Origin of the sequence: Kingella negevensis (assembly GCF_030177895.1) — a bacterium.
GTDB lineage: Bacteria > Pseudomonadota > Gammaproteobacteria > Burkholderiales > Neisseriaceae > Kingella_C > Kingella_C negevensis.
Window position 1 is genome coordinate 551,038 of sequence record NZ_CP123448.1, and the last position, 26,409, is coordinate 577,446.

The window sequence follows — 26,409 nt, forward strand, 5'->3', positions numbered from 1 at the left end:
ATGTCTGACCATCAATCGCTTTCTTTTACTCAGCGTGGTATTCGCCCTATCAACAAACTGATTTGTTTGTCGTTGGTGTCTGCCGCGCTGTTGATGTTGGATAGCCGTTATGCGCCTGTGCAAACGGCTAAACGCTACGTCGCTACCGCACTTGTGCCGTTGCAATGGGTTGCCACGCAGCCTGTTGAGTGGTACAAGTACGGTAGTGCGTTGTTTCAATCTCAAAATTATCTGCTGAGCGAAAACCAAAGACTAATGCAGGAAAACTCGCGCTTGAAACTGCAAGTTCATCATGCAGATTTGCAAGCAAAAGAGTTGTCCGATTTGAAATCCCTATATTCATTGAGCCAACACGGTTTAAAAATTACCACTGCTGCGGAAGTAGTTTCCAATGGTAGAGAACCCATTGGCAGCCATTTAACCATTAACAAAGGCAGCAAAGAAGGTGTTCGCGCTGGCGATGCTGTGGTTGATGATACAGGCTTGATTGGACAAGTGAACGAAGTGCATCCGCTAACAGCGGAAGTGAGTTTGCTGACGGACAGCAACACTGTTGTGCCAATTATGGTGGCGCGAACAGGGGTGCGTAGCTTGGTTTACGGTGGAAGTGGCGAATTGCTTTTGCGCTATTTCCCCACTGACGCAGATTTACAACCTAATGATATTTTGGTAACTTCGGGCTTGGATAGCATTTATCCAGCAGGGATTCCTGTGGCAAAAGTGATGCAAACCAGCCGCAACGCTGGCACACCGTTTTATCGTGTGCAATTAACCGCATTAGCCGCTTTCCGCAGCAGCAAATATGTCCTTGTGTTACCACAAACCGAACAACCTGCCGTTCAGGCTGCATCTGCTGCAAGCGCAGTGGCTGCGTCTGCCCCTACAGCACCATGAATGAATCTGAAGCGTTTTACAACAAAATCCCAAAAAAGCTGATTTACATTAGTTTTTTCCTTGCCTTTTTGGTGGATTTTATCCCCCTTTCAGGTAGCCTATTTTTTTGGCTGCCTGAATTTACTGCATTGATACTGATGTATTGGATTATCAATCGTCCGCAAAACGTGGGGATTGGTACTGCCTTTATTTTGGGATTATTGCTGGATATTGGCACTTCTGCCCCATTGGGCGAACACGCATTAGCTTATATTTTTTCGGCTTACATCATCGTGCATAATCGCCGCCAAATTGTGTTATACAACTATGGCATTCAAGCGATTGTGGTGTTTACCGCATTGATGTGTAACGAAATGATTTTGTCGTTAATTCGCTGGCGTGTTTCTCATCACTTCTTGGGTTGGTTAGAATTTGTTGCCCCATTTGTGGGTGCATGGTTGTGGCCATTGCTCAATAAAGTGATGGTTTCTATTTTAAACTTTCGTTATCTTCGCCGATGAAAACACCTCGACAATTTTCAGGCAGCCTTTCGCATCAAATTAACAACCGCCAACGCGATTTCAATTTGCGTTTGGCGGCTGCTTTCGTTTTTATTATCATCTTTTTTGGTTTACTTGCTGCACGTTTCGTCTTCTTGCAAGTGTATAAACACGATGAATACGTTTCACAAGCCACAACCAACCGCATTACGCTGATTCCAACACCACCTATTCGTGGCGAAATCACAGATGTAAACGGCATTACCTTAGCGCAAAACTATCCTGCATATTCTTTAGAAATTATCCCAAATCAAATTGAAGGCAAAGAAGCCGATTTAATTGAAACTTTAAAATCTTACGTTACTTTAGACGAATCCGATTTGCGCCGTTTCAAAAAATTCCGTGCCGATTACCGTTCATACGAAAAAGTACCACTCAAACTCAAACTCACGCCTGACGAAGCCTCACGCCTTGCCGCGCATTTGTATCGCTTCAAAGGCGTGGAAATTAACGCGCGTACGTTCCGTGAATACCCATTCGGTTCGCTCACTTCACATTTTTTGGGCTACATCGGTCGTATCAGCGATAAAGACATGGAAAAGCTCAATGAAAACAACCGTGCGATTGCTTATCGTGGCACAACCCACATCGGCAAATCAGGTTTAGAGTCTTTCTATGAAGAACAACTGCACGGCTCACCAGGTTACCAAGAAGTAGAAAAAGACGCAGCGGGTACGATTGTCCGCGTGATTCGTTCAGAGCCAGCCAAAACAGGGCAAACCTTGCGTCTATCTATGGACATCAGGCTGCAACAAGAAGCCGACCGCATTATGGGTAACAAACGCGGTGCGATGATTGCGTTAGACCCACAAACAGGCGGCGTGTTAGCCTTTGTTTCCAAACCTAATTTCGACCCCAATATTTTTATTGACGGGATTGACAGCGAATCATGGAAAGCCTTAAACGAAAACTGGCAACGCCCATTGATTAACCGTGTTACCCAAGGTTTATATCCGCCAGGTTCAACATTCAAACCTTTCATGGCAATGGCATTACTAGAAAGCGGCAAAATCACGCAATCTTCTATTGTGCCAGCCCCTGGTGCATGGAGTATCCCAGGTACAACACACAAATTCCGTGATGCTGCACGAAGCGGTCATGGCGCAATCAATTTATCACGCGCCATTCAAGTTTCATCAGATACCTTTTTCTATCGTTTAGGTTTTGAAACAGGGATTGAACGCATTGCCCCTTATCTAGCTTCATTCGGTTTTGGGCAAGTAACTGGCATTGACTTACCAGGCGAATATCGCGGCATTTTGCCAAGCCCAGAATGGAAAGCCAAACGCTTTGCCAAAGGCACAGAAAAGCAACGCCATTGGAACCCAGCAGAAATGGTGCCTGTGAGCGTAGGTCAGGGTTACAACACCTACACGCCACTGCAAATGGCACATGCCATTGCCACGTTAGCCAACAACGGCACGGTTTACCGTCCACACTTGGTTAAAGAGATGTTAGACCATGAAAATCAACAGATTACAGTGATTGACCCGCAGCCTGAAAAAAAACTACCTTATAGCCAAAACAATTTTGAATACATCAAACGTGCTATGCAACGCGTGTTGCAACCAGGTGGCACGGCTTCCAAAATTGGCGGTGGCTTGCATTACACCATGGCAGGTAAAACAGGGACAGCGCAAGTCGTGCAAATCGCGCAAGACAAAAAATATAATGCTGCTGCATTGCGTGTTCAGCACCGCGACCACGCATGGTTTGTCGCCTTTGCGCCAATGGAAAAACCGCAAATTGCAGTTGCTGTGATTTTAGAGAATGGTGGTTGGGGTGTGAATGCCGCGCCTCTTGTTCGTCGCTTAACTGACTTCTATTTACTGCGTTTAAAACGCGGAATGTTAAGTAGCGAAGTGAAAGGCTCAAGAGAAACCGCTAACCCGCTGTTGCAACTCAACGCACCACTTTCCAAACAAAAAAGCAGTGTTCAGGCTGCATTTGAAGCTGTGGCACAAGAACACGCAGCTTCCGCGCCTGCTGCTTCGGCTGTGAGACCTTAATCATGTCAGAACACCATAATGACGCAAACATACTCGTCAAAGCCAAAAAACTCTTTTGGGACCCGCTAGACCCATGGTTGTTTTACGCCATGCTTGCTGTGTATTTGATGAGTATGTTCCTACTTTACTCTGCCGATGGGCAAGACATCGGACGATTAGAAAACAAAACCTTGCACACCATTTTAGGTGTCGGTTTACTACTGATTTTCGCTCGTATTCGTCCGCAATTACTCAGCAATTTTGCTTTACCAATTTATGTGATTGGCGTGGTTTTGCTGTTGGGCGTACACTTTTTCGGGATTACCGTGAACGGCTCAACACGTTGGCTCAATCTCGGTATTGTGCGCTTGCAACCGTCTGAAATCATGAAAATCGGTTTACCGATGACCGTTGCGTGGTTTTTCCAGCGATATGAAAGTAATCTCGCATGGTTTCACTATGTCGCTGCACTGGGCATCATCATCGTGCCAGGCGCATTGATTTTGAAGCAGCCAGATTTGGGAACTGCCACACTGATTATGTCATCAGGATTATTTGTGATGTTTTTTGCAGGCTTGCCGTGGAAAGCTCTGTTTGCTTCCATTGTTGGTTTCTGCTGTGCCTTGCCGCTGATTTGGAACTACGGCATGCACGACTATCAAAAAACGCGCGTACTCACGTTGATTGACCCCAGCAAAGACCCACTCGGCGCGGGCTACCATATCTTGCAATCCATGATTGCCATCGGTTCAGGCGGCGTGTGGGGCAAAGGTTGGCTCAACGGCACGCAAACGCATTTGGACTACATTCCCGAATCCACCACCGACTTTATTTTTGCGGTGTTTGGCGAAGAATTTGGTTTAATCGGCAATATTTTGTTGCTATGCGTTTACACCGTGATTTTAGGACGCGGCTTATACATCGCCTCACGCGCCCCCACGTTATACAGCCGCACTTTGGCAGGTTCGCTCACAATGACGTTTTTCTGCTACGCATTTGTAAACATGGGCATGGTAAGCGGCATCTTACCCGTGGTAGGCGTACCATTACCGCTTGTGAGCTACGGCGGCACAGCAACCTTGTCGATTATGTTCATCTTGGCCTTGCTGATGGGGATAGCCAACCAAGGTAAACAAAAAAACTATTAGTTGATTGAAATTTCAATGGTACGGCGTTGCCAACGTCCTTATGTGCTATCCGCACGCGGCGGACGTTGTCACCTTGTCCCATTTTTATTTCAACTAACTCATACTAAATTACTCAAGTTTCAGGCTGCATTGATGTAAAATAATGTAGCCTGAAAATATTTAAAAGCAGCCTGAAAAACGTTTTTCAGGCTGCAAAACTCTACACAGGAGATTCATCATGAATTTTGAAATCGGCAAATTGATTTTAGCGTTCATCGTACTGATGAACCCCTTTGGTGCACTGCCCGTATTCCTCGAACTCACGCGCAACTTTACCAAGCGTGAACGCAAACGCACCGCACAAATTTCCTCGATTGCTGTTTTCATCATTTTCACCGTTGTAACTTTCATCGGTAATACACTTCTTAACGCACTCGGCATCAGCACAGGCTCATTCCGCATCGGTGGCGGCATACTCGTGTTTATGATTGCCATGTCCATGATGAACGGCGACAACAATCCCACCAAACCCGACATCGGCGTGGACGACCACCACGAAATTACCATCAAGCAACCCGAACGAGCCAACGTTGGCAGTATAGCCGTTGTGCCGCTGGCCATGCCAATGGTTATCGGACCTGGCGGCATTTCCACCATCATCATTCAAGCCTCTGCCGCCCGAAACTATCTTGATTTTCTAATGATAGTCGCAGCAGGCGGCGTAATTAGCTTACTTTGCTACATCGTATTCCTATCCAGCAACAAAGTCAGCGCCCTACTCGGCGACACAGGACTTGTGATTCTCAACCGAATCATGGGCATGCTCATGGCAGCCGTTGCCGTAGAAATCATCGTAGCTGGTCTTCGCGACCTATTCCCAAAACTCATTGGATAAAAGCAGCCTGAAAAAATGTCAGAAACCACCATTCGCAAAACCGTACTCGCCCCACACAGCGCAGAACAGATGTTTAACCTTGTGGACAGAGCTGAAGATTACCCCCAATTTTTACCCTGGTACGGGCGCACCGAAATCCTCTATCGCAGCGAAACCGAGCTAAAAGCCCGCCTGCACATGGATTATATGGGCATCACCCAATCCTTCGCCACCCACAACCACAACGAACCTAATCGCAAAATCCGTATGGACTTGCTTGAAGGCCCGTTCAAAACCCTATACGGCACATGGATATTCACCCCACTGGGCGACGACATCTGCCAAATCGATTTTGAACTGCACTACGAACTCACAGGCATACTCACCCGCCTCATCGCCCCAGCCTTCAGCACCGTTACCAACAAACTTGTGGACGCATTCGTTAAAGAAGCCAAAAAACGCTATGGATAACATCAACATCGAAGTTGCTTATGGCACCGCCCAGCAACAAAAACTTTACACCCTGCAACTACCCACAGGCAGCACCGCCCGACAAGCCGCGATTACCGCAAACGTACAAACCGATTTTCCCGAATCGCAGCCTGAAAACGCACCGCTTGGCATTTTTGGCAAAACCGTCAAAGACAACCACATCTTGCGCGAAGGCGACCGCGTAGAAATCTACCGTCCCCTACTCGCAGACCCAAAAGATGCTAGACGCAAACGCGTTGCCCAAAAGAAAAACGCAGCCTGAAAACAAAAGGATTTACATGAACATCAAACTCATTGTCGGACTCGGCAACATTGGCACAGAATACGAACACACACGCCACAACGTCGGCTTTTGGTTTTTAGACGAACTCGCCTACCAATGGAAAGCCAACTTCAAAGCCGAAAAAAAATTCTTCGGCGACGTCGCCCGTGTAGCTCGACCACAAGGCGAAGTCTGGCTGCTCAAACCCAGCACCTACATGAACCTATCAGGCAAAGCCGTTGCCGCGCTTGCTCAGTTCTACAAAATCAAACCCGAAGAAATTCTCGTCGTTCACGATGAATTAGACATTCCGTGCGGCAATATCCGCTTCAAACTCGGCGGCGGCAACGGCGGACACAACGGCTTGAAAAGCATACAAGCTCAATGTGGCACACCCAATTTCTATCGCCTGCGCCTCGGTATTGACCACCCAGGCGACAGAAACCTAGTAGCCGCATGGGTGCTGAACAAACCTTCCGCCGCAGACCGAGAACTCATAGACCAAACGATTAGCAAATCCTTGCAAGCCATGCCCGATATCATGACAGGCGAACAAGAAAAAGCCGTTCGTTTCTTACACAGTAAGTAAACAAAAAAAGCAGCCTGAAAATATTTTCAGGCTGCTTTTTTTCCTCCTTAATTCCCCGAAGTTACGCGAAGAAAATCAATGCAATGGTTACCGCAATCACACCATAAATCGTCATCGGAATAATGGTTTTTTTGATGATAGCACCTTCAGAATTTTCCACGTTCAACACGGTACAAACTGCAATGATGTTGTTGATACAAATCATGTTACCCATTGCACCACCCACAGATTGCAGAGCCAAAATCAGTGTTACAGATAAACCTGTGTCAGTCGCAATTTGTTGTTGAATCGCACCAAATGTCAGGTTAGACACAGTATTTGAACCTGAGAAGAATGCGCCGATTGCACCCAAGTATGGCGAGAAGTAAATCCAGTTATCGCCAGCCATTGCAGCAAATTCTTTACCGATGATTTTCACCATAGACGCATCGCCACCGACCATCATCAGTTTCACCATAATCAACGCGCCCATCAAAGCTAACAATGGTTTGTTGGTTTGATGAATGGTTGCCACATAGAACGCCCATGCGTCTTTGAATTTGGTTTTATACAACACAATGCAAATCCAAACGGTGAACACAAACGGAATCCATGCTGGGACATACAATGTTTGGTATTTCTCTGAAACCGCTTCGCCGAAGATGTTGGCAAATACAATCGTTAAAGATTGGGTTACAGTGATGTCGCTCAAACCAGGTAAAGAGAAGCTGAACCATGGGGTTGTGCTGGTCAAAATTGCTTTCAAGCCCAGTTGTTTAATGCGTGTTACCACCAGCATACCAATCAGCATACCCAACGGTGCTAAGGCTTTTAACACTTGACCCAAAGGCACTTTTTCCAAGTTTTTGTCTTTTTGGTGGTCTTTGCTCAAGCCCCAACCTTTGTTCGCAGCAAATACAGACACACCCAAACCAATCGCACCAGCTACCAAAGATGGGAATTCTTCATTCACTTGCGCCAGCAACACATAAGGAATCGTGCAAGAGAATACGGCGATTGCCACAAAACCTAAGTTTTTCTTTACTTCTTCCCAAGGAACGATGAAGCACAAACCAATCACAGGAACAATAAGACCAGCAGCGAAGTGCATAATCCCTGTTTGTCTACCGATTGACAAAATATCTTCAGGGCTCAAATTCAATGGTGCAAAACCGAACCAAGTTGGCGTCCCCACTGCACCAAAAGACACAGGCACAGAGTTCATCACCAGCGTGAAAATCGCCACTTTCAACGGATTAAAGCCCAAGCTCATCAAGATTGGCGCAGCAATCGCAGCAGGCGTACCGAAACCTGAAGCCCCTTCAATCATAAACGCAAACGACCAACCAATAATCATCAATTGCGCTACAGGATTTGGGCTAATCGTTGCCAACCATTTGCGAATCACATCGATACAACCTGTGGTTTCCATCATGCGGTTAAACATAATCGCCCCGAAAATCACAGTAATCGGCGTGAGCGTGGAAACCAGCCCCGAAGCCACCGTGGCGTTGAGCAACATAAATTTATCGCCAAAATACGCAATCTTAATCACATAAATCAACGCAGCCACCAAAGGCAATGCAATATAAGACGGCATACTGTTTTTTTTCACCATCAGCCAAATCAGCAACACAATGGGAAAAATGCTGAGAAAGAGTGCCATAATTCAATTCCTCTCGTTTTAATGATTATTAAAAATGTAAAGCAGAGTAAAAAAACGTTTACATACGAAACGATAAGCGAACTTTATGTAATTACGTGTAGCTTGTCAAGTTATCAGAATTATCTAATAAAACAAAGCTAATGATTAAATTACATAGTTTTAAGGGGGGATTGATTTTTTACAAATTTAAGAAACTAAATTTTTTGTTAAGATTAATTTTTAATTAATTGAAACATATAGATATTTATTTGTAACAATTTATTACAAATAAGAAAATTACAACGTTATAAAATTACATAATGAAAAAATAGCATTTTCTACACAAAAAAGCAGCCTGAAAATTTCTTTCAGGCTGCAAAAATGATTATTTTGCCCAAGGTGCACCATTATCAAATAGCTTAAGATACCTTTCCCATTTAATTTTTTTTAGACCATTCTGTCGCATATCCTAAATAACCGCATGGCTAACTGACTTAGCTACACCTATCTTTCTTTAGGCTGCATCATGATGTTCTCTCAATCGCTTTTCCAGTCTACTGATACGCTTATTCGCCCGTTCCAATTCCTTTTTCACTGAAGACAACTGTGCCAATAATTCCTGTTCACGCGCCGTAGGTTGATTCGCAGCCTGAAACATCAAAAACTGCCCCACGCCCTGCAACACGCGCCCCCACTTATTCGCTGCACCCAGCCAACGCTCTAGTGTTTCATCTCCTAAAATTTCACGAAAATCCTGCAACGGAAAATAGCGAATCGCTGCGCAACGCAAAAAAATATTCATGCCCAATTCCATATCGCCCTCAATCGCAAAATCGCTGAAACTCGGCATTTTTCCCTGCAAAATTTCAGGCAGCACATCGCGGTTCGCCACCAATGCCGTGTTAGGTGATTTGTGCGTAAACTCCAGTAAACCCACCGCATTGATACGCCCCACCATTTTCAGGCTGCCTGAAGAAAGACCAATCACAATGCCGTTATACCCCGACAATTCTTGGCGAACCTCGGGGTTTTGCTGCAAAACGTGATTGATAAGATTTAAAAATAACATGATTATTTCATCGCATAAATTGCGCCTAAATTGCGCCACATTTGTTTCGCGTCCATGCCGTAGCCAAACACATAACGGTCAGGCACATCTAAGCCTACATAGTCCGCATACATCGGTTTTTCTTCGCTCAATAATTTATTGGCAAATACCGCCGTGCGGCAAGATTTCGCACCCATCTTATTGATAATAGACACAATTTCAAACATCGTAGTACCCTTGTCCAAAATATCGTCCAAAATCAACACATCACGCCCAGCCACATTGTGCGGCTCACGCAACCAGTCAAACATACCGCCTTCCAGTTTGTTGCCATAGCGTGAAATATGAATGTAGTCAAAATCTAACGGAAAACGCAGCAACGGCAACAACTTACCCGTAAACACCGCCGCGCCGCCCATCACTGCCAACACCAGCGGATAGCTATCGCTCAAATCGCGAGAAATATCCTCTGCCATACGTTGCAACGCCAATTCACACTGAGTTTCATCGTGAATTAACTGAGCGTTTTGCAGCAAATTTTGTGCTTCTTCGTAACGGAATTTCAATTCTGCATTCATGGTTTTTCCTTAAAAATGATGTGGTTGAGATGCTTTCAGGCTGCCTGAAATCATCAGGTCAGCCTGAAAAAGGGGTTATTTAGCTTGCCAGTTATCTTTTAAGCCAACGGTTTTATTGAAAACAGGCATTTCACCTTGCTTGTGGTCAAAACGGTCGGTTACAAAATAGCCAGTGCGCTCAAATTGCCAACGGCTTTCAGGCGGCAAGTCGTTCACAACCGATTCCGCGTAAGCCGTGATTTCTTGCATCGAATTTGGGTTCAAGAAATCGGTAAACGGCACATATTCGCCGTCATCGCCACGCACCGCGTCAGGACGTTCAACTGTGAATAAACGGTCGTACAAACGCACTTTAATCGGCGTAGCGTGTTCGGCAGACACCCAATGAATCACACCTTTCACTTTGCGACCTTCAGGATTTTTACCCAGCGTATCGTGGTCTAAACTACATTTCAATTCAACAACTTGACCGTTTACGTCTTTCACGACTTCATCGCATTTAATCACATAGCTGTGGCGCAAACGCACTTCACCGCCCAACGTCAAACGCTTCCAACCTTTTGGCGGTTCTTCGGCGAAATCGTCTTGCTCAATGTAAATGGTTGGCGAAATCGGCACATCACGCTCGCCAAATTCTTCGTGATTGGGGTGGAATGCCGCGCTACGGCTTTGCGTTTTGCCAGCTTCAAAATTTGTCAGCGTTACTTTAATCGGGTTCAGCACCGCCATTAAACGTGGCGCAGAATTTTCCAATTCTTCACGCACCGCGCCCTCTAAAACGCTCATATCGACAATATTTTCTGATTTGGAAATGCCGACACGTTTGGCGAACAAGCGCAAACCTTCAGGCGTGTAACCACGGCGGCGCATACCTGAAATGGTTGGCATGCGTGGGTCGTTCCAGCCTGAAACATGATTTTCTGTAACCAGTTGATTCAATTTGCGTTTTGATGTAATGGAATACAGCAATTCCAAACGCGAAAATTCGTATTGATGTGGTTTGCCAGTAACTGGCGTGTTTGCTACCACCCAATCGTATAATGGGCGATGCGATTCAAATTCCAACGTACACAAAGAATGCGTAATGTTTTCAATGGCATCGGAAACAGCGTGGGTGTAATCGTACATCGGGTAAATGCACCATTTGTCGCCTGTGTTGTGGTGGTGGGCGCGGCGAATGCGGTAAATCACAGGGTCGCGCAAATTGATGTTGCCCGATGCCATGTCAATTTTCAGGCGCAACGTTTTGCTGCCGTCCGCAAATTCGCCGTTTTTCATGCGCATGAACAAGTCTAAATTTTCTTCAATGCTACGCTCACGATAAGGGCTATTTTTGCCTGCTTCGGTCAATGTGCCGCGATATTCGCGCATTTCTTCTGCCGTCAAATCGTCCACATACGCTTTGCCTTCTTTGATTAAACCAACTGCAAAATCAAAGAGTTGGTCAAAATAATCGGAAGCGTAACGCGGTTCGCCCTCCCATTGAAAGCCAAGCCATTGCACGTCTTCTTTAATGGAATCAACGTATTCTTGATTTTCTTTTTCGGGATTAGTGTCGTCAAAGCGCAAATTGCACAAGCCGTCATACACATACGCCAAGCCAAAATTCAAGCAAATAGATTTGGCGTGCCCGATGTGCAAATAGCCGTTTGGCTCGGGCGGAAAGCGCGTTTGAATGGCGGTGTGTTTGCCTGATTGCAAATCTTCTTCAATGATTGTGCGGATAAAGTGGTTTTCCGCAAATTGGTCTTTATTTAGCATGTAAATTCTCGTAGATAACGCAGCCTGAAACGCTTTCAGGCTGCCTGAAAAAAGGGTTCAAACGAATGCGCGTGATTGTATCAAAAGCTGACTAAAAACGCAGCCTGAAACCATTAAAACGCTTCCCCCACTTTCACGCCATTTTGCACATCTTTTGGCGTGGCAAGTTCTGCGGTTAATTGTTGGGCAGCCTGAAACTCAGCCGTGTTCATCATCGCCGCCGCTTGTTCTGGTGAAACTGTGCACGCCATATTTTGCCAACGTGCTGCCAAGTTTGCATTTTCAGGCTGCCTGAAATCTTGGCGCAATTCGTCCACCAAATCAGGACGGTTGCACACCAGCACAATATCGCAGCCTGCTTCAAACGCCGCCACGCAACGCTCTTTAATGCCACCTGCGCTGACTGCGCCTTCCATAGTCATATCATCAGAAAAAATCACGCCATTAAAGCCCAATTCGCCGCGCAACACGGTTTCCAGCCAATACGCCGAAAAACCTGCTGGCTTGTCGTCCACTTTTTGATAGACAACGTGCGCAGGCATTACCGCCGCCATACCTTGTTTTGCCAACGCAGCAAATGGCGCAATATCGGTTTGCAATTCCGCCCAACTGCGCTCGTCTTGCGGCAGCGTTAAATGGCTGTCGCCTGAAACAAAGCCATGTCCGGGAAAATGTTTACCACAGGTTTTCATGCCGCCTTTGTTCAGCCCTTTTTGCAACGCCAACGCTAATTCAATCACGATTTCAGGCTGCTTGTGGAAACTGCGATTGCCGATAACGGAGCATTGTTCCCAGTCCAAATCCAGCACGGGCGTGAACGATAAATCCACGCCACACGCGGCTAATTCGGTTGCCAGCACCCAGCCGATTTGCTCGGCGGCAGATTTAGCGGCGGTTTCGCCTTGTGCGTCCCACATTTCGCCGAGTACACGCATGGCGGGTAAGCGTGTGAAACCGTTGATGAAACGCTGCACGCGTCCGCCTTCGTGGTCAACGGCGATAATCAGTTCAGGCGTGCGCAAGGCCTTGATGTCTTGGCACAATTTCTTGAGTTGAGCGATGTCTTGGAAGTTGCGGCGGAATAAAATCACACCGCCGATGGCTGGGTCTAGCAGACGTTGGCGGTCGTCTTCGGACAGTTCGTAGGCGACAATGTCTGCCATGACTGCGCCGCGTGGGAGTTGAATGGTCATGTTAAGTTCTCTGAATAGGTTTTCAGGCTGCCTGAAACACTAAATTGGCAAAATAAATGTGATGATAATTGGATAAATCATTACCCAATATTTGATAAAAGACTTTTGTTTCCAATCAACAATCAAACAATGCGCCAACCAAGTGGCGTAAACCAATATTGCGCCAAAAATATTGCTGATAGGCGGAATGTAATCTGCGCCCATGCACGTTACATCTTAGCAAGCGCAAGCGGTTTGAATGGCGTCGTATTTCATTGCGGCGGCAAACAACAATAAAATCGCGCCCATCAGATTGGCTACAAAAATACCTTATATTTCATTTTCAGGCTGCCTGAAACGGTTTCACTTTATCAAACAAACGATAGAAATTTTCCGTTGTCGCTGCGGCAATATTTTCCAATGAATCGCTACGCAGTTGCGCCAAAAATTCGGCGGTGTGGCGCACATAAGCTGGCTCGTTTTGCTTGCCGCGATACGGCACAGGCGCGAGAAACGGCGAATCAGTTTCCACCAAAATTCTGTCTAACGGGCAATATTGCGCGGCAGCCTGAATCTCTTTGGCGTTTTTGAACGTGAGAATGCCTGAAAACGAAATGTAGCCGCCCATGTCTAACACGGCTTTGGCAAACGCGGTATCTTCGGTAAAACAATGGATTAGGATTTTTTCAGCTTGCTGTTCGCGCAGGATTTTGAGTGTGTCGGCGGCGGCGTCGCGTGTGTGAATAATCAGTGGCACTTGGGCGCGTTTAGCAGCCTGAATGTGCGTGATAAAGCGGTTGTGTTGCCACGTTAAATCGCCTTTGCACCAGTGGTAATCCAAGCCTGTTTCGCCAATACCGACCACTTTGGGGTGCTGCGCGTGTTGCACCAATTCGTCTTCGCTAAATTCGGCGGCGGTTTCGCTGTCTGGGTGTACGCCTACGCTGGCGTAGATGTGTTCGTTGGTTTCGGCGATGGCAAGCACTTCGCTGAATGTTTCGCGGCTCACGCTGATGGCGAGTGCTTGGCGAACTTGGTTGGCGGACATATTGGCGAATACTTCGGGTAGGCGTTCGGCTAGTCCTTCAAAATTGATGTGGCAGTGTGAGTCGATGAGTTGCATGGTTTTTTGTTGAAATAATGTTTTCAGGCTGCTTTTGTTACTTAACAAAATGCAGCCTGAAAATTGGGAAAATTATAATGTGTAAGTGGCGCGTTCGTTGTGCAATAAACCCGTCAAAATGGTTTCAAATTGCTCTTGGGCTTTCAAGCCTGATTCGTCGCTGCCAAATGCTAAACCAACGCCTTTTGGTCGTCCGCTTGCGCTTGGATTGGCGTTAATCCAGCACACGTTGGTTTTGATGAACATTTTTTCGGTTTTCGTAGAACCTACCAATTCTAATACGAGCAAAACTTCTTCGCCCATATTGAACTTGTCGTTGGTTGGCATGAACACGCCACCGTATTCCAAGAACGACATATAACTGGCGTAAATAATCGGTTTACTTTCCAAACGCAGTTGGAGCATGCGACCTGGTGCGCCAGCAGGGGCGGCAGCAGGTTGTTGTGGAGCAGGTGCACTCATGTTGATTTCCTTTAATATCGCTTATCTCAAAGCGGTTAAATAGTTGCTTAATAAATATTCAGCCTGCATTTTAACATTCAAGCTGTGATGTCCGTAAGGGTGTAAGTGGTTCAGGCAGCCTGAAAATTGAAAAAGTGTGGCAGGATTGGTTTTTATGGCGACAGTTTTAGCGGCTTCAGCGCGGTGTGGGTAATACAACGGCGGCATATTTTGCGCGGCAAGTTGCACATCTATCGTCCATTTTTGTAACCAGTCTAGCAGCACGGCAAGCGGTAATTTGTTTTTATCAAACTCAGCAGCGTAATCCAAAATGGCGAGCAATCGGGGAGCTGCGAGCAAATCCAGCAGTTTTTCGCGCAAGGTATCTTGTTCAGGCTGCAGGGTGAACAGGGGTGCGCCGCTGTGAAATGCGAGCAGTTGTTCGGCGTTTGGGCAATGTTGTCCGCGCAAATAATCTAGGGCGACATCGTAAGCAGGGGCAGGCAATAAGAGTTGTCGGCAACGGCTTTTGATGGTGGGCAACACGCGATCTTTGTTGTGCGTAATCAGCAAAAAAATCACGGCTTCTGGCGGTTCTTCTAGCATTTTGAGCAAGGCGTTGGCAGCCTGAACATTTAAACTTTCGGCTGGCGTGATTAACACGACGCGCCGTCCGCCGCGTACTGATGATTGAGTGAGCGGCTCTAATATGTTGCGAACTTCGTCAATTTTGATTTGCTGAAGTTTTTTGCTGCCTGTTTCGCTTTCAGGCTGCTCTGGTGTGAGCGCGTAAAAGTCTGGGTGTGCGCCTTGCAAAAATAAGTGGCAAGACGGGCAAGTGCCGCAAGGTTGGTGCGTGTGGCTGGGGTTTTCGCATAATAAGGATTGGGCGAAATGTCGAGCAAAGGCGGTTTTGCCTGTGTTGGCTTTGCCTGTGAACAGCCATGCGTTGGGCTGATTTTGCCAATAGGCGGTCAGTTGTTGCCATGTAGGTTCGTGCCAAGGGTAAATCATGTTTTCAGGCTGCCTGATTTGGAAAAATAAGTGTCGCCATTATAAAGGCTTTTCAGACAGCCTGAAAGCAAGTATAATCAGTATTCTTCATTTGGGGGCGACCTTGGTTTCGACGGGGGTTGCAAAGCAAATGTGGGCATACCGAGTTCTCAGACGACTCGTAAAACACTGAATTGAAATAGTCGCAAACGACGAAACTTACGCTTTGGCTGCTTAATGCCAAGCTGTTGCAGCAGTTGGCCGATGGGCTGTGTAGGGTAAAACCTACTGCAACATCATTTTACATTGGCTGGTTTTTTGTTGGGTTACTTAACAGGAAATGAGATTTAAGGTAACTGGTTTTCTGAAAGCCTGTCTGTCGGCGTGATGAAGATAAGATTTCTAAATTGGCAAGACTAAGTATGTAGAACACTTTGTAGAGGGCTTTCGGACGGGGGTTCAATTCCCCCCGCCTCCACCATACTCACTTTTTCAGCGTTTGCTGAAATTTTTAAAACCCCTGAAATCATAACGGTTTCAGGGGTTTTTATTATGCTGTAATGCGCTGGAATACTCCAGTTAGCGCGTTGCATTTTAGGTACATAATTAGGTACACTCCCAAAAAACAGAGGCATTTATACCCAGATTAAAACATGATTTAGGTACATTCACAAAATAGCCCTATAAAAACAACCAACTAAAGCAATCACAGAAACCATGAAACTAACGGATAAACAATGCGCCAACGCTGGTGCACCTGAAAAAGGCACTAAGCAACTATCAGACGGCGGCGGAATGTATCTAGAAATACGCGCCAACGGCTGTAAATACTGGAAAATGAAATACACCAGCCCCGTAACTAAGAGACAAACCATACTGCATTTAGGTACATACCCCGAAATGAACCTAAAAGCAGCAAGAACCGCCCACATGAAAGCACGGTTTGAGATAGAGAGCGGTAACGACCCAAAAGACCAAAAACAAGCAGCCAAAAAGAAAGCCGCTAGTAATCGAGAAAACACCTTTGAGCATATCGCTAGAACATGGCACACCGATAGAAGCAAACAAGCGGATAAATGGAGCGAAGACCATGCAGCGCGTGTATTACGCAGCCTTGAGCTACACATATTCCCCTATATTGGTAGCCTACCCATTGCCGAAATCATGCCAATGCAAGTGCTAGAGCAACTCAAGCGCATTGAATACGCAGGCAAGAACGACACCGCCCACAAAGTCTATGACGTAGTTAATCAAGTGTTTTCATACGCGGTTAGATTGCGTATCTGCCTATTCAATCCCTCCGCCGAATTGAGAACCGAATTAGCCGCCGTGAAGCAGAAATCATTCCCCCATATCACAGACCCTATCCAAATAGGCGAATTGTTAAGAAAGATTGACAGCTATTTAGGCTTACCGCAAACCCGTACATTACTGAAAATCAGCCCCTACCTATTCACCCGACCTGTCGAGATTAGGACAATGAAATGGAGCGAAATAGATTTTCAGGCTGCATTGTGGGAAAAGAGCGGCGAAGATATGAAGAACGGGCTAGATTTCATCGTGCCATTACCCAAACAAGCCATAGAGCTGCTAGAGAGCCTGAAACCATTTACAGGGCATTATGAATACGTTTTCTACAACATATCGAAGAACCAGCCATTGAGCGAAGCCGCCGCTAGTAAAGCTATGCAACGATTAGGCTATAGCGGCATTATGACCCCACACGGCTTTAGACACATGGCAAGTACGCGCCTGAATGAAATGAATTTCAACAAGGACTGGATAGAAGCACAATTAGCCCATAAAGACCCTAATACCACCCGTGCCACCTACAACAAAGCCCAATATCTAGACCACCGCCGTCAAATGCTGCAAGAATGGGCGGATTATCTAGACACCCTACGACACCAGCCATAAAAGCAAAGAACCGCCCAAATGCAGGCGGTTTTCTTTTGCCTGAAAAAAATATTCCTATGCGTACCCTATTATTTACTGAGAATACTGAGAAACTGAGTAATCTATTGATATATATAATAAAAAATTACTCAGTGGATTACTCAGTGAAATTTGACTGAGTATTTTAATTTTTTTCTATGGCTTGCCCTTGTTTGCAGGGGTTGAGCGGTTTTAGCTGGTGTGGATAGGATTGAATTGCATAACCTATTAGGTTAATGTTTTTTAGTCAAAACTAGACGTAAAAAGTACAATTAGACAAAATGAAGTACAATAACGACTAATCACATAAACCAACAGAAAGCCTGAATATGCGCCTACGAGCTGACTTAATGAACCACATTACTATCAACGCACAATTAGGGCAAAGTGTCAGCCTGAAATTTGAACCAGCATTTGTGTAAACAAGGAGCGTACTATGCAAACACTTACTTTAACCATAACTGATAGCCTAGCAAGAAAACTGGCTGAATTAGTTGCAACAACAGGCGCAACAAAAGAACAAATCATCACAGAAGCACTAGAAAAAAATTTGAATACATTACGCCCTATCCCTGAATTATCGCCTGAAGATTTAGCGATGATGGAAGAGATAGAAGAAACGACAAACTACACGCCTAAAGAGTTTTACAGCCGTTGGGGCATTGAAGCATAATGATACAAGTTGATATAACAAAACGCCTTAATAGCAGCCTACCTAATCCTGAAAGATTTTTGCAGCGTTTCAAAGAATGGAAAAAAGCAGAAAGCGAAAGTTTTTTATTCGGAAAAGACGGAGCTTATATATCCCCTAAAGTAAATGGGGAAAGTTACGTTTTGCGACACGTTCATTTAGTTCCCCTTTTATTTGAGATGTTGAACAATTAGCCAAATGGCAGCAAAACTGGCAGCGCGGTTCAAGACGTACCAGTAACCGCGCCTTAGTTTATGCGCAAGACAACCACAGATTTTTACTGATTGATATTTTGCCAGAACCCGTAGCGCATGAAATAGCACAAATGAAAAACGAACAAGCTAAAAAAATGATGTTGCTATTTGCCCAAATTGCAGAAAGCTACATTTATCACAATGAAATAATTGCTTGAATTTCAGGCAGCCTGAAACACCAGCCCTTAACAAGCTGGTGTTTTTCATAGCAGAAACAAACACGCCAACACACGCCAACACATTGCAGCGTATTGACTATGTATCCCTTAAGATACATAATTGCAAGCAACTCAATTCAAACAAAAAAAAGAGAATGTATACAGTAGAAACAACAAAGATTTTTGATGACTGGTTACGCAGCCTGAAAGATATGCGCGTAAAAGCAACTATCATCACGCGATTAGAGAGCGGAAAACGGTAATTTAGGAGACCATAAAACCATAGGGAAAGGCGTATCAGAAATGCGTATAGATATTGGCAAGGGCTACCGCCTTTATTACACGATACGCGGCAATACCATTATTTTTATGCTAACAGGCGGCGATAAATCAACACAGCAAACAGATATAAAACAAGCGCAATCCATGAAAGAAACATTATGAAAACTAAAACAATCCCATTTGACCCTACACGCTATTTAACCACAGAAGAAGAAATCGCCATTTATTTAGAGGTGGCAGCAGAAGAAGCAGCAGAAGCCAACGACGACCGCATTTTACTCAAAGCGATAGAGACCGCCGCCAAAGCTAAAGGCATTATGCAAGTAGCGAAAGAAGCAGGAGTATCACGCGAAAGCCTTTACAAATCGCTTTCAGATACCACTAAACCGCGCTATGAAACCATTTCAAAAGTGCTGAATGCGCTGGGTATGAAAATAACCGTAACGCCAAAACACAGCGCAAAAGCCTAATTCAGGCAGCCTGAAAACCAACACCAGCCGCGTCGCTTGAATTTTGCGAGCGGCTTTTTGCAAGAAAATTTGAACAATCACAGCACAAAAAAACTATTACAAAAAGGAAATAAATATGGGCTTTATTACAGAAGAACTAGCCAAAGAAAATGATAAATACATTTTATTTAAAGACGTTGTTTTATATTTTCAATCACTAGATGAAGACAATCCAAGCCTATCAGATGCCGCTACAATTTTATTACGCCTATATAATAAAACTCAAGATATTGATATTTCTATAGATTATCTAGATATGTATGCATTTAAAAAAGATATGACCTCTGAATTTTATCGCTATGAAAAAATCCATAATCCACTTAAAGAATATGATGAAAATAGACCATTTCGATATTTTTTAGAATTTGTTATTGAATTTGATAGTTTTTCTTGTGGCACGTATGAAGATAATCCGACTTTCCCAATCTACAACCACTTTACTGATATTTATCTTCTATCAGAAAGAGTAGAAGATTTTTTCAAAAATAGTTGTAAACTAAAAAACTTACCTGACTTAATACAAACAGTAAAAAGCATTCATGCAAAACAGGCAAAAGAAGCAGAGCAGATTTATTCTGCAAATTCCTTTCTAACAGATTTTCTTTTCGCAGATACAGAAGAAACCAAACTGCAAGAACTTGAAGAACAAATCAAGGCTTTAGAAATGGAAAATATCAATTTAAAAGAAAAGCTGAAGAACATTCCAAAACCACAAGCGCAAATTATTCAAGTTAAATCTATTTCTGAAAACAACGCTTCTAATTCCGAATACACTTTAATCCAACAACACAGAAAACACGCCCCCGAATTTGAAGCCCTTATTCAAACTTTAATTCATCACGCAGCACAATATAACTACGAAACAGGAGAGCAACCATTTAAAACAACAGTAGCAGATACATTCAGAAAAAAAGCCAATATGACTATGAAAGGAAGAAGAGCCGAAGAAGCAGCAAGAATTTTAGGATTACCTGAAGAAAATTATCAATAAAATTAAATCTGACAGGGTGTCAAGGCAATGTGTCATATATTGCCTGACACCCTTTTCTTTTTGCAAAATTCGCCCATTGACAACCCCAGCGCATAACAGCGCATTTAGACGAAAGGCGAAAAATGCAAACAATCAACATCAACGATTTATCAGACAACGCGCAATTAACCATTGCAGAATTAGAAACCAGCAAAGCGCGTAACCGCAAAGGCATCACGCGCCTATCTGCAAGCCAAATCATGAAGCTAGAAGCACAAGGGCTATTCCCAAAGAGCCGAAAAATCACAGGCACACGCGCAAAGTTTTACGTAGCAGGCGAAATCAAAGCATGGTTAGCAGAGCAAGCGAAAGGGGCAGCGGAATGAATATTTGATTGATTTAAACGCCACACAGGCGGCGATACGAGCAGGATATAGCGAGAAAACGGCAAATGAACAAGGGGATGCAAAACTTAGCAAAACTTAGTATTCAGGCAGCCTGAAAGGCAGCCCCAAACTGGCACCCCCTTTATTACAACCCATTTTCATTAAGGATTCACAAACATGCAAGAAAAAAGACCCGTAGGTAGACCAACCACCCTCACACAAGAACACTTTGAAGGCGCGGAGTGGTATTTAAAAGGCGGCTTCAAAGAACGTGATGAAGTCGTACCAAGTATCGCAGGACTAGCGTGTTTCTTAGGCGTAGCACGTCAGCAAGTCCAATCATGGGGCGAACAAAACAAAGAATTTAAAGCCGCCCTAGACGCGATTAAATCCACGCAAGAAGTGTTATTGATTAACAAAGGGCTGCAAGGCGATTTCAATACAGCGATTGCCAAATTGATGCTATTCAATCACGGCTATTCAGACAAGGTGGAAAGCGCCGTTTCGGGCAGCATGGAAATGAAGCGCAATGTTGCAGATTTAAGCGATGAAGAATTAGCAGCAGAGTTGGCACGATATGGGATTAAGCAACCGTGAAAAAGAAGCGTTTTAAGCGCGTTTCATGCGTTGGATAGGCAAACACACCAGCTAACGCCCAAACCGCGCTAGAAACGTCAAATTTGAGCCGCAAACAGCATTCTCAAGATGTTATGTTGATGAATATGGCTTCGTTGAAAATCAGGACTTTGTTCGCTTCCATAAAAAATGAAACCCAAGAAACAAGCACTTGCGATTTTGGACAACGTGGGCGCATTGAATACGCCCTTTCGCTAGACGTGGCTTAATTCAGGTTTGCTAACGCGCAACGAAATTAACACCCCTTTGCTGGGGTAGAGCCGTGAACCAATCCCGAAAAAGGGACGCACAAAAAAAGCAGCCTGAAAAAATCAAGCTGCCAAACATCAATCACAATAAAACACTTCAATAAATAAAGGATAGGCACCAGTTTTCCAACCAGTAAGAAAGAGCCAACATGATAACAACATTCACAACAAAATCAATCCCCTATTCCACAGTTCAAAAACCATTCTCAAATCAGAACGAGGGAAATTTTTGAAATGCTGTGAAAACAATTCGCCTTGAAACACCACCATTATTGATTTTCCAGCCACATCATTAAGTCTTCAGGATTATCAAATTCAGGTGTGCGTACAAAACGGCTTTCAACCGCCTGTTTCATACGTTCCAAATCAAAATTGAAAGCACGTTCAAGCAAGGCTTTATCAAAGTACAAACGCAATATATCTAAAGTGATTTCGCCGCCCTCTTCATCAATGGGCGCAAGAAAGAAATCCGCCACAGCATGAGCAGTCAGCATAAAGCAATCCTTTCATTAAAAACTAGCAACTATTATGCAACATTTAACACATTCTAAACAACCCAAACACACGCAATCGCACAAATAAAAAACTTTATTCAACAGAAAAACAACCGCTTAGAAAGACAACCCCATGACCCCTATTGCATTCAATTTCAATTTATTCCACAATTCGCCCACTTCTTCAAATCAAGAAGTCAGCCGTGAGAAGCTGGTACAGTTAGGCAAGCAGCCGTTGTCTTTCGCTATTCATGCGAAAACGGCATTTTTTACGCTTGCAATTCCCCTGCATTGCCTTTCAATGGCGAACAAGGGTAAGGCGCGATTTATCGCGGCTGCTACTAACTGGCAGTTTCTCACCCCTTACCCTTTGTTTGCCACCCTAAACCGTGAGAAGTTTTGGGCGGTATGTAACCAGTTAGAAAGGCATTCATCATGCAAAAGCAATCAAAAACCGCGCCACAATTGCGCCTCTCTCAAACAAAAATCCAATATCGTCAACCCAAAGCAAGCAATCATTCACGCGCCTTTAAGCCGTTGCTTGTCCGCAAAATCCGAACCTTTAGCAGTTTTCAGGCTGCAAGTCGTTACATCGATATGCGCCTAAACCAAAAGCCTGACTTCATGTTCAACATTCAGCAAACCGCAAACGGCTGGAACGTTAGCCGCGTAATGGGAGCGTAATCATGAAAAGTGAATTAAGCCCCCAAAATCAAGAAATCCTAGCAATCTTGCAGAGCGGCAAGCCCCTCACCGTGTATGAAATGCACATCATGGGCATTAACGGCGCAACCGCGCGCATTAGAGAGCTGCGTGATATGGGCTACAACATCGTCAGCAACAAGCGCAAACACATCAACAAGCACGGTAGAGTTGTAACCACCGTTATTTACACTTTAGGGGCGTAATCATGGAAAACAACGAAATCAACTATTCAGGCTATAGCGGCTTAATCGGATTGCTGAATAATCCTCATTTGTTGGCACAATTAGAAAACTTCAACGACTCTTTGACTTTGACCGATAAGCAAAAGAGCTATTTAAGCAGCGCTAGCCACGCTACATTTATCGCTTTTTCCAGTGTATTAAGCACCTTTACACAAATGGCAGAAAACAACCGTAAATTGCCCAATTCATGGAAAAAAGTACCGCAAGAAGAAGTAGATGACGCCCTATTCCAGTTAAACATGATAACGGCTGATTTAATGCTTTTCTTAGCTGACTTGCAGCAACGTCTTCCTTAAACAAATCCCCTTTTTAAACAACTGAAATCCCTTGCCCTTGCTGGTGTCAAAACCAGCACGGCAAAGTTTTTGCAGCCTGAGTAAATATACAAATTATTGATTTATATAGATTTGTGTATTTTCAGGCAGCATTTTAACCCCATGCGTACCAACTGCGTACCCACTGCGTACCACATTCAACACAAGGAAAAACGTCATGAATATCACACGCCGCGAAGTAGCGAAAATTTTCTCAAGCAATCTAAGAGTCTTACTCACAGAAAAAGGGCTGAAGTGTACCAGTCAAACAGGATTGAACCACATCGCCCAAATCAGCCAAATAAGCAGCATCAAACTCAAATCGTGGGTATTTGCAGAGCGGCTGCCACACAAGCAAAGCCTGAAAGAATTAGCCCAATGGCTAGATTGCAATGAAAGCGATTTGATACCGCCCGAATATGCAAACTTCATCAACAACAGAGGGATACGAAAATGCAACGACTAAACAGCGAAGTCATCAAGCAAGCCGCTACAGGGCAATGGCGTTACATCTTGCCCCGCATCGGCATACCCGAAAGCAGCCTAAGCAACAAGCACCAGCCTTGCCCCCTATGCGGCGGAAAAGACCGCTATCGCTTTGACGACAAGCAAGGACTTGGAACTTACATCTGCAATCAATGCGGTGCAGGCGACGGTTTCGGTTTTATCATGCAATGGCAGCAATGCAGCTTTCCAGAAGCTCTCGAAACCGTTGCGCGGATATTAGGGATTGAGCAAGGAGCAGTAGAGCCAACGCACCGCCTAATCCCCACCCCAGCGCAAACGCAGCCTGAAAAAGACCAGCTTCACAAATTAGCGAAGCTATGGCGCGAAGCAAAGCCCATGCAGCCGAAAGACCCCGTTTACAGCTATCTGCAACACAGAGGCATCGACACCGCCGCCAACTTCGCCCCATGCAATTTACGCCATTGCGCCGCCTTGCCCTATTGGACCACTGACACACACGGCAAGCCCCTACTGATTGGTTACTACAGCGCAATGTTAGGGCTGCTGACTGATACAGAAGACCAAATACGCGGCATACAACGCGTGTATTTGCAGCCTGAAAAAGGGCAATGGGTGAAAGCCAAAATCAAGCATCCCCAAACAGGCGAAGCGTTGGACGGCAAAAAGATGTTGAGCCGTTTCACAGGCAGCACCAACGGCGCAAGCGTCAAACTATTTGATGAAGAAGACGGTAAGCCCTTAATCATCGCCGAAGGCATAGAAACCGCCCTAGCCGCGCATGAGTTGTTTCAGCTACCTGCATGGGCAGCAATCAGCGCAGGCAACATGCAACGGCTAGAGCTCCCCCAAAGCGTGAAAAGCGTGTTGATTGTCGCAGACCATGACACACCGCGCCCCATTGGTTACGAAGCCGCGCATGATTTAGCCGTGAAACTCATCAAGCAAGGGCGGCAAGTGCAAATCTGGCAGCCTGAAACACAAGGCTACGATGCCTTAGATGAATTGAACCGCCGAAAGCGCCCCACCTATCAGATTTTGAAACAAAACAGCTTAACGAGCTGAAACCCAATCTTTCAGGCAGCCTGAAAGCAAAGTACATATTTTCAGGCTGCCTGAAGAGAAATTAGATTGCAGAAATAGCCTGAAAAACTTGCGGCGATTGTTCCACCATTTTCAGCAATAACGCAGCTTGCGGATTGGGGCGTGTTTTCCCTTGTTCCCACCCTTGATAAGTTCTAACCGATGTTCTCAATTTTTGAGCAAACACCGCTTGCGACAAATGCAAGTTTTCACGAATAGAGCGGATTTCTTCAGGAGTGATAAACACAGGCGCGGCATATTCCACCGTTGAAGTTTTGAGCGTGATTTTACCTTGCTGGTGTTGTTCACCGTTTACTAAATTTTCAGTAAACGAGAGTAGTTAAACGTAGGGCGATTGCTAACCGTGCGCTCGGCGGCTAGTTTCTCAAACAAGGCGCGAACATGTCCTGTAACCGTCTCTTGAAAAGCGATTGAACCGCGATGATCAAAGCGTGCGACTTGCGATGTTTGTGTTTTCATGCCACCAATCAACGGCACTTCAATCACATCTTCCGCCGAAGTAATTGGCACAGGGAATTGTTTAAGCAAATATTGCGCGTCAGGCTCATTATCTAACACCATGGTGAATTCAGAAATAATCGCTTTTTCGTTTAAGGCTTTGCTGCGTTTATAGACTTCAAAAGCCGTTTTGGAATTGTACATAGTCGTTTCCTAAAAATTGTTGATTGGATTGAGTAAGGAAGTAACCTTGTTTAAGGCTTCACTGGCAAACTGACCCAAAACACCGTTTTTGGCTGCCTGAATGTCGGCAAAATCCAGCGATTGATACGATTGCAGCGACACAGGCACTTCTAAAAACAAGTCGCCCATCGGGCTATACGGCGCATCTAGCGGTTTGCCAATGCTTTCAATCACTAAGGGCGGATAGGTTTCGCCCTTGTAGGTTAGTCGGACAAATTTTGGGGCTTCGCTGGGAAAGAGAATCGTGCTAGCAGCAGACGACACGCCGTTTTCGCGTGTGCCGTTTACGGTTTCATCTAGCACATTTGCCGCAATTTTGGCGGGATACGCCATGCGTTGCAGCGCGGTAAACGGCGTGATGACTTCGCTTTGCGGGTCTTGCCATGCGCGAAAAATCAACGTCATTTCAATTTTCAACGGCGCGTGTCCTGTATAAACTTGACGGCTGTTGAGCTTGGTCATCCCGCTTCTGCCTGCATGGCTGTCTGAAAAATCCGCCAGCTTCTGCCAACCGCCTTGCTGTTCGCCACCCATGGATTGCGCTAACTCGCCCAATAAGCCCGTTTGCGTGAATTGTGAAAACACGCCGATATTAGGATTTTTCTTGTCCGCCGTCATCTCTTCAAATGGCGATTGCCAGTCAATGGATTGCGACACTGAACCATCTTTAACCAAGGCAGCAAAGGCTACGCCTGTTTCTGTGCCTTTTGCGTCAATCTGTTTAAATTGCGCGATTAAATCAGGATGGATACTGCCCCAGTTAGATGTTTCAGTGCGACCGCCTGCCACGCCCAGCAATGCCGTAGCCAAATCGCTAAGTGAAACCATGA

The 26,409-nt window shown here is 45.1% G+C and carries 35 protein-coding genes, 1 other RNA gene and 1 pseudogene; 24 read left to right on the forward strand and 13 right to left on the reverse strand.

The genetic code is table 11. From position 1 onward, the window contains the following. From mreC to pth, 8 genes are all read left to right on the forward strand, one after another. A complete protein-coding gene (gene mreC / locus QEO93_RS02990; protein ID WP_032136653.1) occupies positions 1–894 on the forward strand; it encodes a rod shape-determining protein MreC in 894 nt (297 codons plus the stop codon). Beyond that, the gene (gene mreD, locus QEO93_RS02995) at positions 891–1,394 is read left to right on the forward strand and encodes a rod shape-determining protein MreD (protein ID WP_032136654.1); all 504 of its coding nucleotides are present in this window, start codon (positions 891–893) and stop codon (positions 1,392–1,394) included. Before mreC ends, mreD begins: the two co-directional genes overlap by 4 nt. Then, the gene (mrdA, locus tag QEO93_RS03000; RefSeq protein ID WP_032136655.1) at positions 1,391–3,442 is read left to right on the forward strand and encodes a penicillin-binding protein 2; all 2,052 of its coding nucleotides are present in this window, start codon (positions 1,391–1,393) and stop codon (positions 3,440–3,442) included. Before mreD ends, mrdA begins: the two co-directional genes overlap by 4 nt. Positions 3,443–3,444: 2 nt before the next feature. After that, the gene (gene rodA / locus QEO93_RS03005; protein ID WP_032136656.1) at positions 3,445–4,569 is read left to right on the forward strand and encodes a rod shape-determining protein RodA; all 1,125 of its coding nucleotides are present in this window, start codon (positions 3,445–3,447) and stop codon (positions 4,567–4,569) included. 217 nt (positions 4,570–4,786) lie between these two features. After that, a complete protein-coding gene (locus QEO93_RS03010; RefSeq protein WP_032136657.1) occupies positions 4,787–5,443 on the forward strand; it encodes a MarC family protein in 657 nt (218 codons plus the stop codon). Between the two features lie 15 nt (positions 5,444–5,458). Continuing rightward, positions 5,459–5,893, forward strand: coding sequence for a type II toxin-antitoxin system RatA family toxin (locus QEO93_RS03015; RefSeq protein WP_032136658.1), 435 nt, complete (start codon positions 5,459–5,461; stop codon positions 5,891–5,893). Beyond that, positions 5,886–6,176: an RnfH family protein gene (locus QEO93_RS03020; RefSeq protein ID WP_032136659.1), complete on the forward strand. Its 291-nt coding sequence runs from the start codon at positions 5,886–5,888 to the stop codon at positions 6,174–6,176. Before QEO93_RS03015 ends, QEO93_RS03020 begins: the two co-directional genes overlap by 8 nt. A gap of 16 nt (positions 6,177–6,192) precedes the next feature. After that, positions 6,193–6,765, forward strand: coding sequence for an aminoacyl-tRNA hydrolase (gene pth / locus QEO93_RS03025; protein ID WP_085815543.1), 573 nt, complete (start codon positions 6,193–6,195; stop codon positions 6,763–6,765). Between the two features lie 61 nt (positions 6,766–6,826). Here pth and QEO93_RS03030 read toward each other — a convergent pair whose 3' ends face one another. The 9 genes from QEO93_RS03030 to holB form a co-directional block, all read right to left on the reverse strand. Continuing rightward, a complete protein-coding gene (locus tag QEO93_RS03030; protein ID WP_032136661.1) occupies positions 6,827–8,410 on the reverse strand; it encodes an L-lactate permease in 1,584 nt (527 codons plus the stop codon). Between the two features lie 493 nt (positions 8,411–8,903). Next, a complete protein-coding gene (locus QEO93_RS03035) occupies positions 8,904–9,458 on the reverse strand; it encodes a hypothetical protein (protein ID WP_032136662.1) in 555 nt (184 codons plus the stop codon). A gap of 2 nt (positions 9,459–9,460) precedes the next feature. After that, positions 9,461–10,015 carry a hypoxanthine-guanine phosphoribosyltransferase gene (locus tag QEO93_RS03040; RefSeq protein WP_032136663.1) on the reverse strand — a complete coding sequence of 185 codons (555 nt, stop codon included), beginning with the start codon at positions 10,013–10,015 and terminating at the stop codon, positions 9,461–9,463. 75 nt (positions 10,016–10,090) lie between these two features. Beyond that, positions 10,091–11,776, reverse strand: coding sequence for a glutamine--tRNA ligase/YqeY domain fusion protein (locus tag QEO93_RS03045; RefSeq protein ID WP_032136664.1), 1,686 nt, complete (start codon positions 11,774–11,776; stop codon positions 10,091–10,093). A gap of 113 nt (positions 11,777–11,889) precedes the next feature. After that, positions 11,890–12,969 carry a beta-N-acetylhexosaminidase gene (nagZ, locus tag QEO93_RS03050; RefSeq protein WP_032136665.1) on the reverse strand — a complete coding sequence of 360 codons (1,080 nt, stop codon included), beginning with the start codon at positions 12,967–12,969 and terminating at the stop codon, positions 11,890–11,892. A gap of 39 nt (positions 12,970–13,008) precedes the next feature. Then, complete coding sequence (locus tag QEO93_RS03055; protein WP_157686252.1) at positions 13,009–13,173, reverse strand: hypothetical protein; 165 nt, start codon at positions 13,171–13,173, stop codon at positions 13,009–13,011. Positions 13,174–13,291: 118 nt separating this feature from the next. Beyond that, positions 13,292–14,071 (reverse strand): TatD family hydrolase, encoded by a 780-nt coding sequence (locus QEO93_RS03060; protein WP_032136772.1) that lies wholly within the window; start codon positions 14,069–14,071, stop codon positions 13,292–13,294. A gap of 72 nt (positions 14,072–14,143) precedes the next feature. Next, positions 14,144–14,533 (reverse strand): PilZ domain-containing protein, encoded by a 390-nt coding sequence (locus tag QEO93_RS03065; protein ID WP_044250044.1) that lies wholly within the window; start codon positions 14,531–14,533, stop codon positions 14,144–14,146. A gap of 21 nt (positions 14,534–14,554) precedes the next feature. Then, positions 14,555–15,526: a DNA polymerase III subunit delta' gene (holB, locus tag QEO93_RS03070; protein WP_032136666.1), complete on the reverse strand. Its 972-nt coding sequence runs from the start codon at positions 15,524–15,526 to the stop codon at positions 14,555–14,557. A 93-nt stretch (positions 15,527–15,619) separates the two neighbouring features. Between holB and ssrA the strand changes: the two genes are divergently transcribed. From ssrA to QEO93_RS03120, 11 genes and pseudogenes are all read left to right on the forward strand, one after another. Then, positions 15,620–15,986: a transfer-messenger RNA gene (gene ssrA / locus QEO93_RS03075) on the forward strand. A gap of 236 nt (positions 15,987–16,222) precedes the next feature. Next, a complete protein-coding gene (locus QEO93_RS03080) occupies positions 16,223–17,422 on the forward strand; it encodes a tyrosine-type recombinase/integrase (protein WP_032136667.1) in 1,200 nt (399 codons plus the stop codon). Between the two features lie 454 nt (positions 17,423–17,876). Next, positions 17,877–18,113 (forward strand): ribbon-helix-helix protein, CopG family, encoded by a 237-nt coding sequence (locus tag QEO93_RS03085; RefSeq protein ID WP_032136668.1) that lies wholly within the window; start codon positions 17,877–17,879, stop codon positions 18,111–18,113. A 271-nt stretch (positions 18,114–18,384) separates the two neighbouring features. Next, positions 18,385–18,543 (forward strand): annotated as a pseudogene (locus QEO93_RS11770) (hypothetical protein); the annotation flags it as partial. Between the two features lie 303 nt (positions 18,544–18,846). After that, positions 18,847–18,987, forward strand: a complete 141-nt coding sequence (locus QEO93_RS03090; RefSeq protein WP_245190623.1) for a type II toxin-antitoxin system RelE/ParE family toxin — start codon at positions 18,847–18,849, stop codon at positions 18,985–18,987. After that, a complete protein-coding gene (locus QEO93_RS03095; protein ID WP_052368655.1) occupies positions 18,984–19,295 on the forward strand; it encodes an addiction module antidote protein in 312 nt (103 codons plus the stop codon). Before QEO93_RS03090 ends, QEO93_RS03095 begins: the two co-directional genes overlap by 4 nt. A 115-nt stretch (positions 19,296–19,410) precedes the next feature. Continuing rightward, a complete protein-coding gene (locus QEO93_RS03100; RefSeq protein ID WP_032136671.1) occupies positions 19,411–20,325 on the forward strand; it encodes a hypothetical protein in 915 nt (304 codons plus the stop codon). Positions 20,326–20,447: 122 nt separating this feature from the next. Continuing rightward, positions 20,448–20,690, forward strand: coding sequence for a helix-turn-helix transcriptional regulator (locus tag QEO93_RS03105; RefSeq protein ID WP_032136672.1), 243 nt, complete (start codon positions 20,448–20,450; stop codon positions 20,688–20,690). 4 nt (positions 20,691–20,694) lie between these two features. Beyond that, positions 20,695–20,790 (forward strand): terminase small subunit, encoded by a 96-nt coding sequence (locus tag QEO93_RS03110; RefSeq protein WP_209434845.1) that lies wholly within the window; start codon positions 20,695–20,697, stop codon positions 20,788–20,790. 77 nt (positions 20,791–20,867) lie between these two features. Next, the gene (locus tag QEO93_RS03115) at positions 20,868–21,287 is read left to right on the forward strand and encodes a terminase small subunit (RefSeq protein WP_032136673.1); all 420 of its coding nucleotides are present in this window, start codon (positions 20,868–20,870) and stop codon (positions 21,285–21,287) included. Positions 21,288–21,370: 83 nt separating this feature from the next. Continuing rightward, complete coding sequence (locus QEO93_RS03120) at positions 21,371–21,535, forward strand: hypothetical protein (protein ID WP_157686254.1); 165 nt, start codon at positions 21,371–21,373, stop codon at positions 21,533–21,535. Between the two features lie 308 nt (positions 21,536–21,843). On the opposite strand, the gene QEO93_RS03125 is transcribed toward QEO93_RS03120, so the two are convergent. Continuing rightward, the gene (locus QEO93_RS03125) at positions 21,844–22,068 is read right to left on the reverse strand and encodes a hypothetical protein (protein ID WP_032136674.1); all 225 of its coding nucleotides are present in this window, start codon (positions 22,066–22,068) and stop codon (positions 21,844–21,846) included. A 435-nt stretch (positions 22,069–22,503) separates the two neighbouring features. On the opposite strand from QEO93_RS03125, the gene QEO93_RS03130 reads away from it, so the two are divergent. From QEO93_RS03130 to QEO93_RS03150, 5 genes are all read left to right on the forward strand, one after another. After that, positions 22,504–22,752, forward strand: coding sequence for a hypothetical protein (locus QEO93_RS03130; protein ID WP_032136675.1), 249 nt, complete (start codon positions 22,504–22,506; stop codon positions 22,750–22,752). Positions 22,753–22,754: 2 nt separating this feature from the next. Continuing rightward, on the forward strand, positions 22,755–22,976 hold the full coding sequence (locus tag QEO93_RS03135; RefSeq protein ID WP_032136676.1) for a helix-turn-helix domain-containing protein: 222 nt from the start codon (positions 22,755–22,757) through the stop codon (positions 22,974–22,976). A gap of 2 nt (positions 22,977–22,978) precedes the next feature. Beyond that, on the forward strand, positions 22,979–23,311 hold the full coding sequence (locus tag QEO93_RS03140) for a hypothetical protein (protein ID WP_032136677.1): 333 nt from the start codon (positions 22,979–22,981) through the stop codon (positions 23,309–23,311). 196 nt (positions 23,312–23,507) lie between these two features. After that, positions 23,508–23,795 (forward strand): hypothetical protein, encoded by a 288-nt coding sequence (locus tag QEO93_RS03145; RefSeq protein ID WP_032136678.1) that lies wholly within the window; start codon positions 23,508–23,510, stop codon positions 23,793–23,795. Next, complete coding sequence (locus tag QEO93_RS03150) at positions 23,783–24,859, forward strand: primase-helicase zinc-binding domain-containing protein (protein ID WP_044250046.1); 1,077 nt, start codon at positions 23,783–23,785, stop codon at positions 24,857–24,859. Before QEO93_RS03145 ends, QEO93_RS03150 begins: the two co-directional genes overlap by 13 nt. Positions 24,860–24,920: 61 nt before the next feature. Here QEO93_RS03150 and QEO93_RS03155 read toward each other — a convergent pair whose 3' ends face one another. The 3 genes from QEO93_RS03155 to QEO93_RS03165 are packed head-to-tail and all read right to left on the reverse strand — an operon-like array spanning position 24,921 to position 26,407. Continuing rightward, positions 24,921–25,142, reverse strand: a complete 222-nt coding sequence (locus QEO93_RS03155; RefSeq protein ID WP_245190624.1) for a helix-turn-helix domain-containing protein — start codon at positions 25,140–25,142, stop codon at positions 24,921–24,923. Between the two features lie 50 nt (positions 25,143–25,192). Next, positions 25,193–25,540, reverse strand: a complete 348-nt coding sequence (locus QEO93_RS03160) for a hypothetical protein (RefSeq protein ID WP_052368657.1) — start codon at positions 25,538–25,540, stop codon at positions 25,193–25,195. A gap of 9 nt (positions 25,541–25,549) precedes the next feature. Continuing rightward, on the reverse strand, positions 25,550–26,407 hold the full coding sequence (locus tag QEO93_RS03165; RefSeq protein ID WP_032136679.1) for a hypothetical protein: 858 nt from the start codon (positions 26,405–26,407) through the stop codon (positions 25,550–25,552). Between the last annotated feature and the right edge of the window lie 2 nt (positions 26,408–26,409).

Coding starts and splice junctions, on each gene's coding strand:
- mreD (WP_032136654.1), top strand. CDS start 891: ATGAATGAATCTGAAGCGTTTTACAACAAAATCCCAAAAAAGCTGATT.
- QEO93_RS03140 (WP_032136677.1), top strand. CDS start 22,979: ATGGAAAACAACGAAATCAACTATTCAGGCTATAGCGGCTTAATCGGA.
- QEO93_RS03105 (WP_032136672.1), top strand. CDS start 20,448: ATGCAAACAATCAACATCAACGATTTATCAGACAACGCGCAATTAACC.
- QEO93_RS03090 (WP_245190623.1), top strand. CDS start 18,847: ATGCGTATAGATATTGGCAAGGGCTACCGCCTTTATTACACGATACGC.
- QEO93_RS03045 (WP_032136664.1), bottom strand. CDS start 11,776: ATGCTAAATAAAGACCAATTTGCGGAAAACCACTTTATCCGCACAATC.
- QEO93_RS03135 (WP_032136676.1), top strand. CDS start 22,755: ATGAAAAGTGAATTAAGCCCCCAAAATCAAGAAATCCTAGCAATCTTG.
- QEO93_RS03065 (WP_044250044.1), bottom strand. CDS start 14,533: ATGAGTGCACCTGCTCCACAACAACCTGCTGCCGCCCCTGCTGGCGCA.
- QEO93_RS03115 (WP_032136673.1), top strand. CDS start 20,868: ATGCAAGAAAAAAGACCCGTAGGTAGACCAACCACCCTCACACAAGAA.
- rodA (WP_032136656.1), top strand. CDS start 3,445: ATGTCAGAACACCATAATGACGCAAACATACTCGTCAAAGCCAAAAAA.
- pth (WP_085815543.1), top strand. CDS start 6,193: ATGAACATCAAACTCATTGTCGGACTCGGCAACATTGGCACAGAATAC.
- QEO93_RS03015 (WP_032136658.1), top strand. CDS start 5,459: ATGTCAGAAACCACCATTCGCAAAACCGTACTCGCCCCACACAGCGCA.
- QEO93_RS03095 (WP_052368655.1), top strand. CDS start 18,984: ATGAAAACTAAAACAATCCCATTTGACCCTACACGCTATTTAACCACA.
- mreC (WP_032136653.1), top strand. CDS start 1: ATGTCTGACCATCAATCGCTTTCTTTTACTCAGCGTGGTATTCGCCCT.
- QEO93_RS03165 (WP_032136679.1), bottom strand. CDS start 26,407: ATGGTTTCACTTAGCGATTTGGCTACGGCATTGCTGGGCGTGGCAGGC.
- QEO93_RS03030 (WP_032136661.1), bottom strand. CDS start 8,410: ATGGCACTCTTTCTCAGCATTTTTCCCATTGTGTTGCTGATTTGGCTG.
- QEO93_RS03160 (WP_052368657.1), bottom strand. CDS start 25,540: ATGTACAATTCCAAAACGGCTTTTGAAGTCTATAAACGCAGCAAAGCC.
- QEO93_RS03130 (WP_032136675.1), top strand. CDS start 22,504: ATGCAAAAGCAATCAAAAACCGCGCCACAATTGCGCCTCTCTCAAACA.
- QEO93_RS03035 (WP_032136662.1), bottom strand. CDS start 9,458: ATGTTATTTTTAAATCTTATCAATCACGTTTTGCAGCAAAACCCCGAG.
- QEO93_RS03085 (WP_032136668.1), top strand. CDS start 17,877: ATGCAAACACTTACTTTAACCATAACTGATAGCCTAGCAAGAAAACTG.
- QEO93_RS03125 (WP_032136674.1), bottom strand. CDS start 22,068: ATGCTGACTGCTCATGCTGTGGCGGATTTCTTTCTTGCGCCCATTGAT.
- nagZ (WP_032136665.1), bottom strand. CDS start 12,969: ATGACCATTCAACTCCCACGCGGCGCAGTCATGGCAGACATTGTCGCC.
- QEO93_RS03010 (WP_032136657.1), top strand. CDS start 4,787: ATGAATTTTGAAATCGGCAAATTGATTTTAGCGTTCATCGTACTGATG.
- QEO93_RS03040 (WP_032136663.1), bottom strand. CDS start 10,015: ATGAATGCAGAATTGAAATTCCGTTACGAAGAAGCACAAAATTTGCTG.
- QEO93_RS03080 (WP_032136667.1), top strand. CDS start 16,223: ATGAAACTAACGGATAAACAATGCGCCAACGCTGGTGCACCTGAAAAA.
- QEO93_RS03055 (WP_157686252.1), bottom strand. CDS start 13,173: ATGGGCGCAGATTACATTCCGCCTATCAGCAATATTTTTGGCGCAATA.
- QEO93_RS03150 (WP_044250046.1), top strand. CDS start 23,783: ATGCAACGACTAAACAGCGAAGTCATCAAGCAAGCCGCTACAGGGCAA.
- mrdA (WP_032136655.1), top strand. CDS start 1,391: ATGAAAACACCTCGACAATTTTCAGGCAGCCTTTCGCATCAAATTAAC.
- QEO93_RS03020 (WP_032136659.1), top strand. CDS start 5,886: ATGGATAACATCAACATCGAAGTTGCTTATGGCACCGCCCAGCAACAA.
- QEO93_RS03100 (WP_032136671.1), top strand. CDS start 19,411: ATGGGCTTTATTACAGAAGAACTAGCCAAAGAAAATGATAAATACATT.
- holB (WP_032136666.1), bottom strand. CDS start 15,526: ATGATTTACCCTTGGCACGAACCTACATGGCAACAACTGACCGCCTAT.
- QEO93_RS03145 (WP_032136678.1), top strand. CDS start 23,508: ATGAATATCACACGCCGCGAAGTAGCGAAAATTTTCTCAAGCAATCTA.
- QEO93_RS03060 (WP_032136772.1), bottom strand. CDS start 14,071: ATGCAACTCATCGACTCACACTGCCACATCAATTTTGAAGGACTAGCC.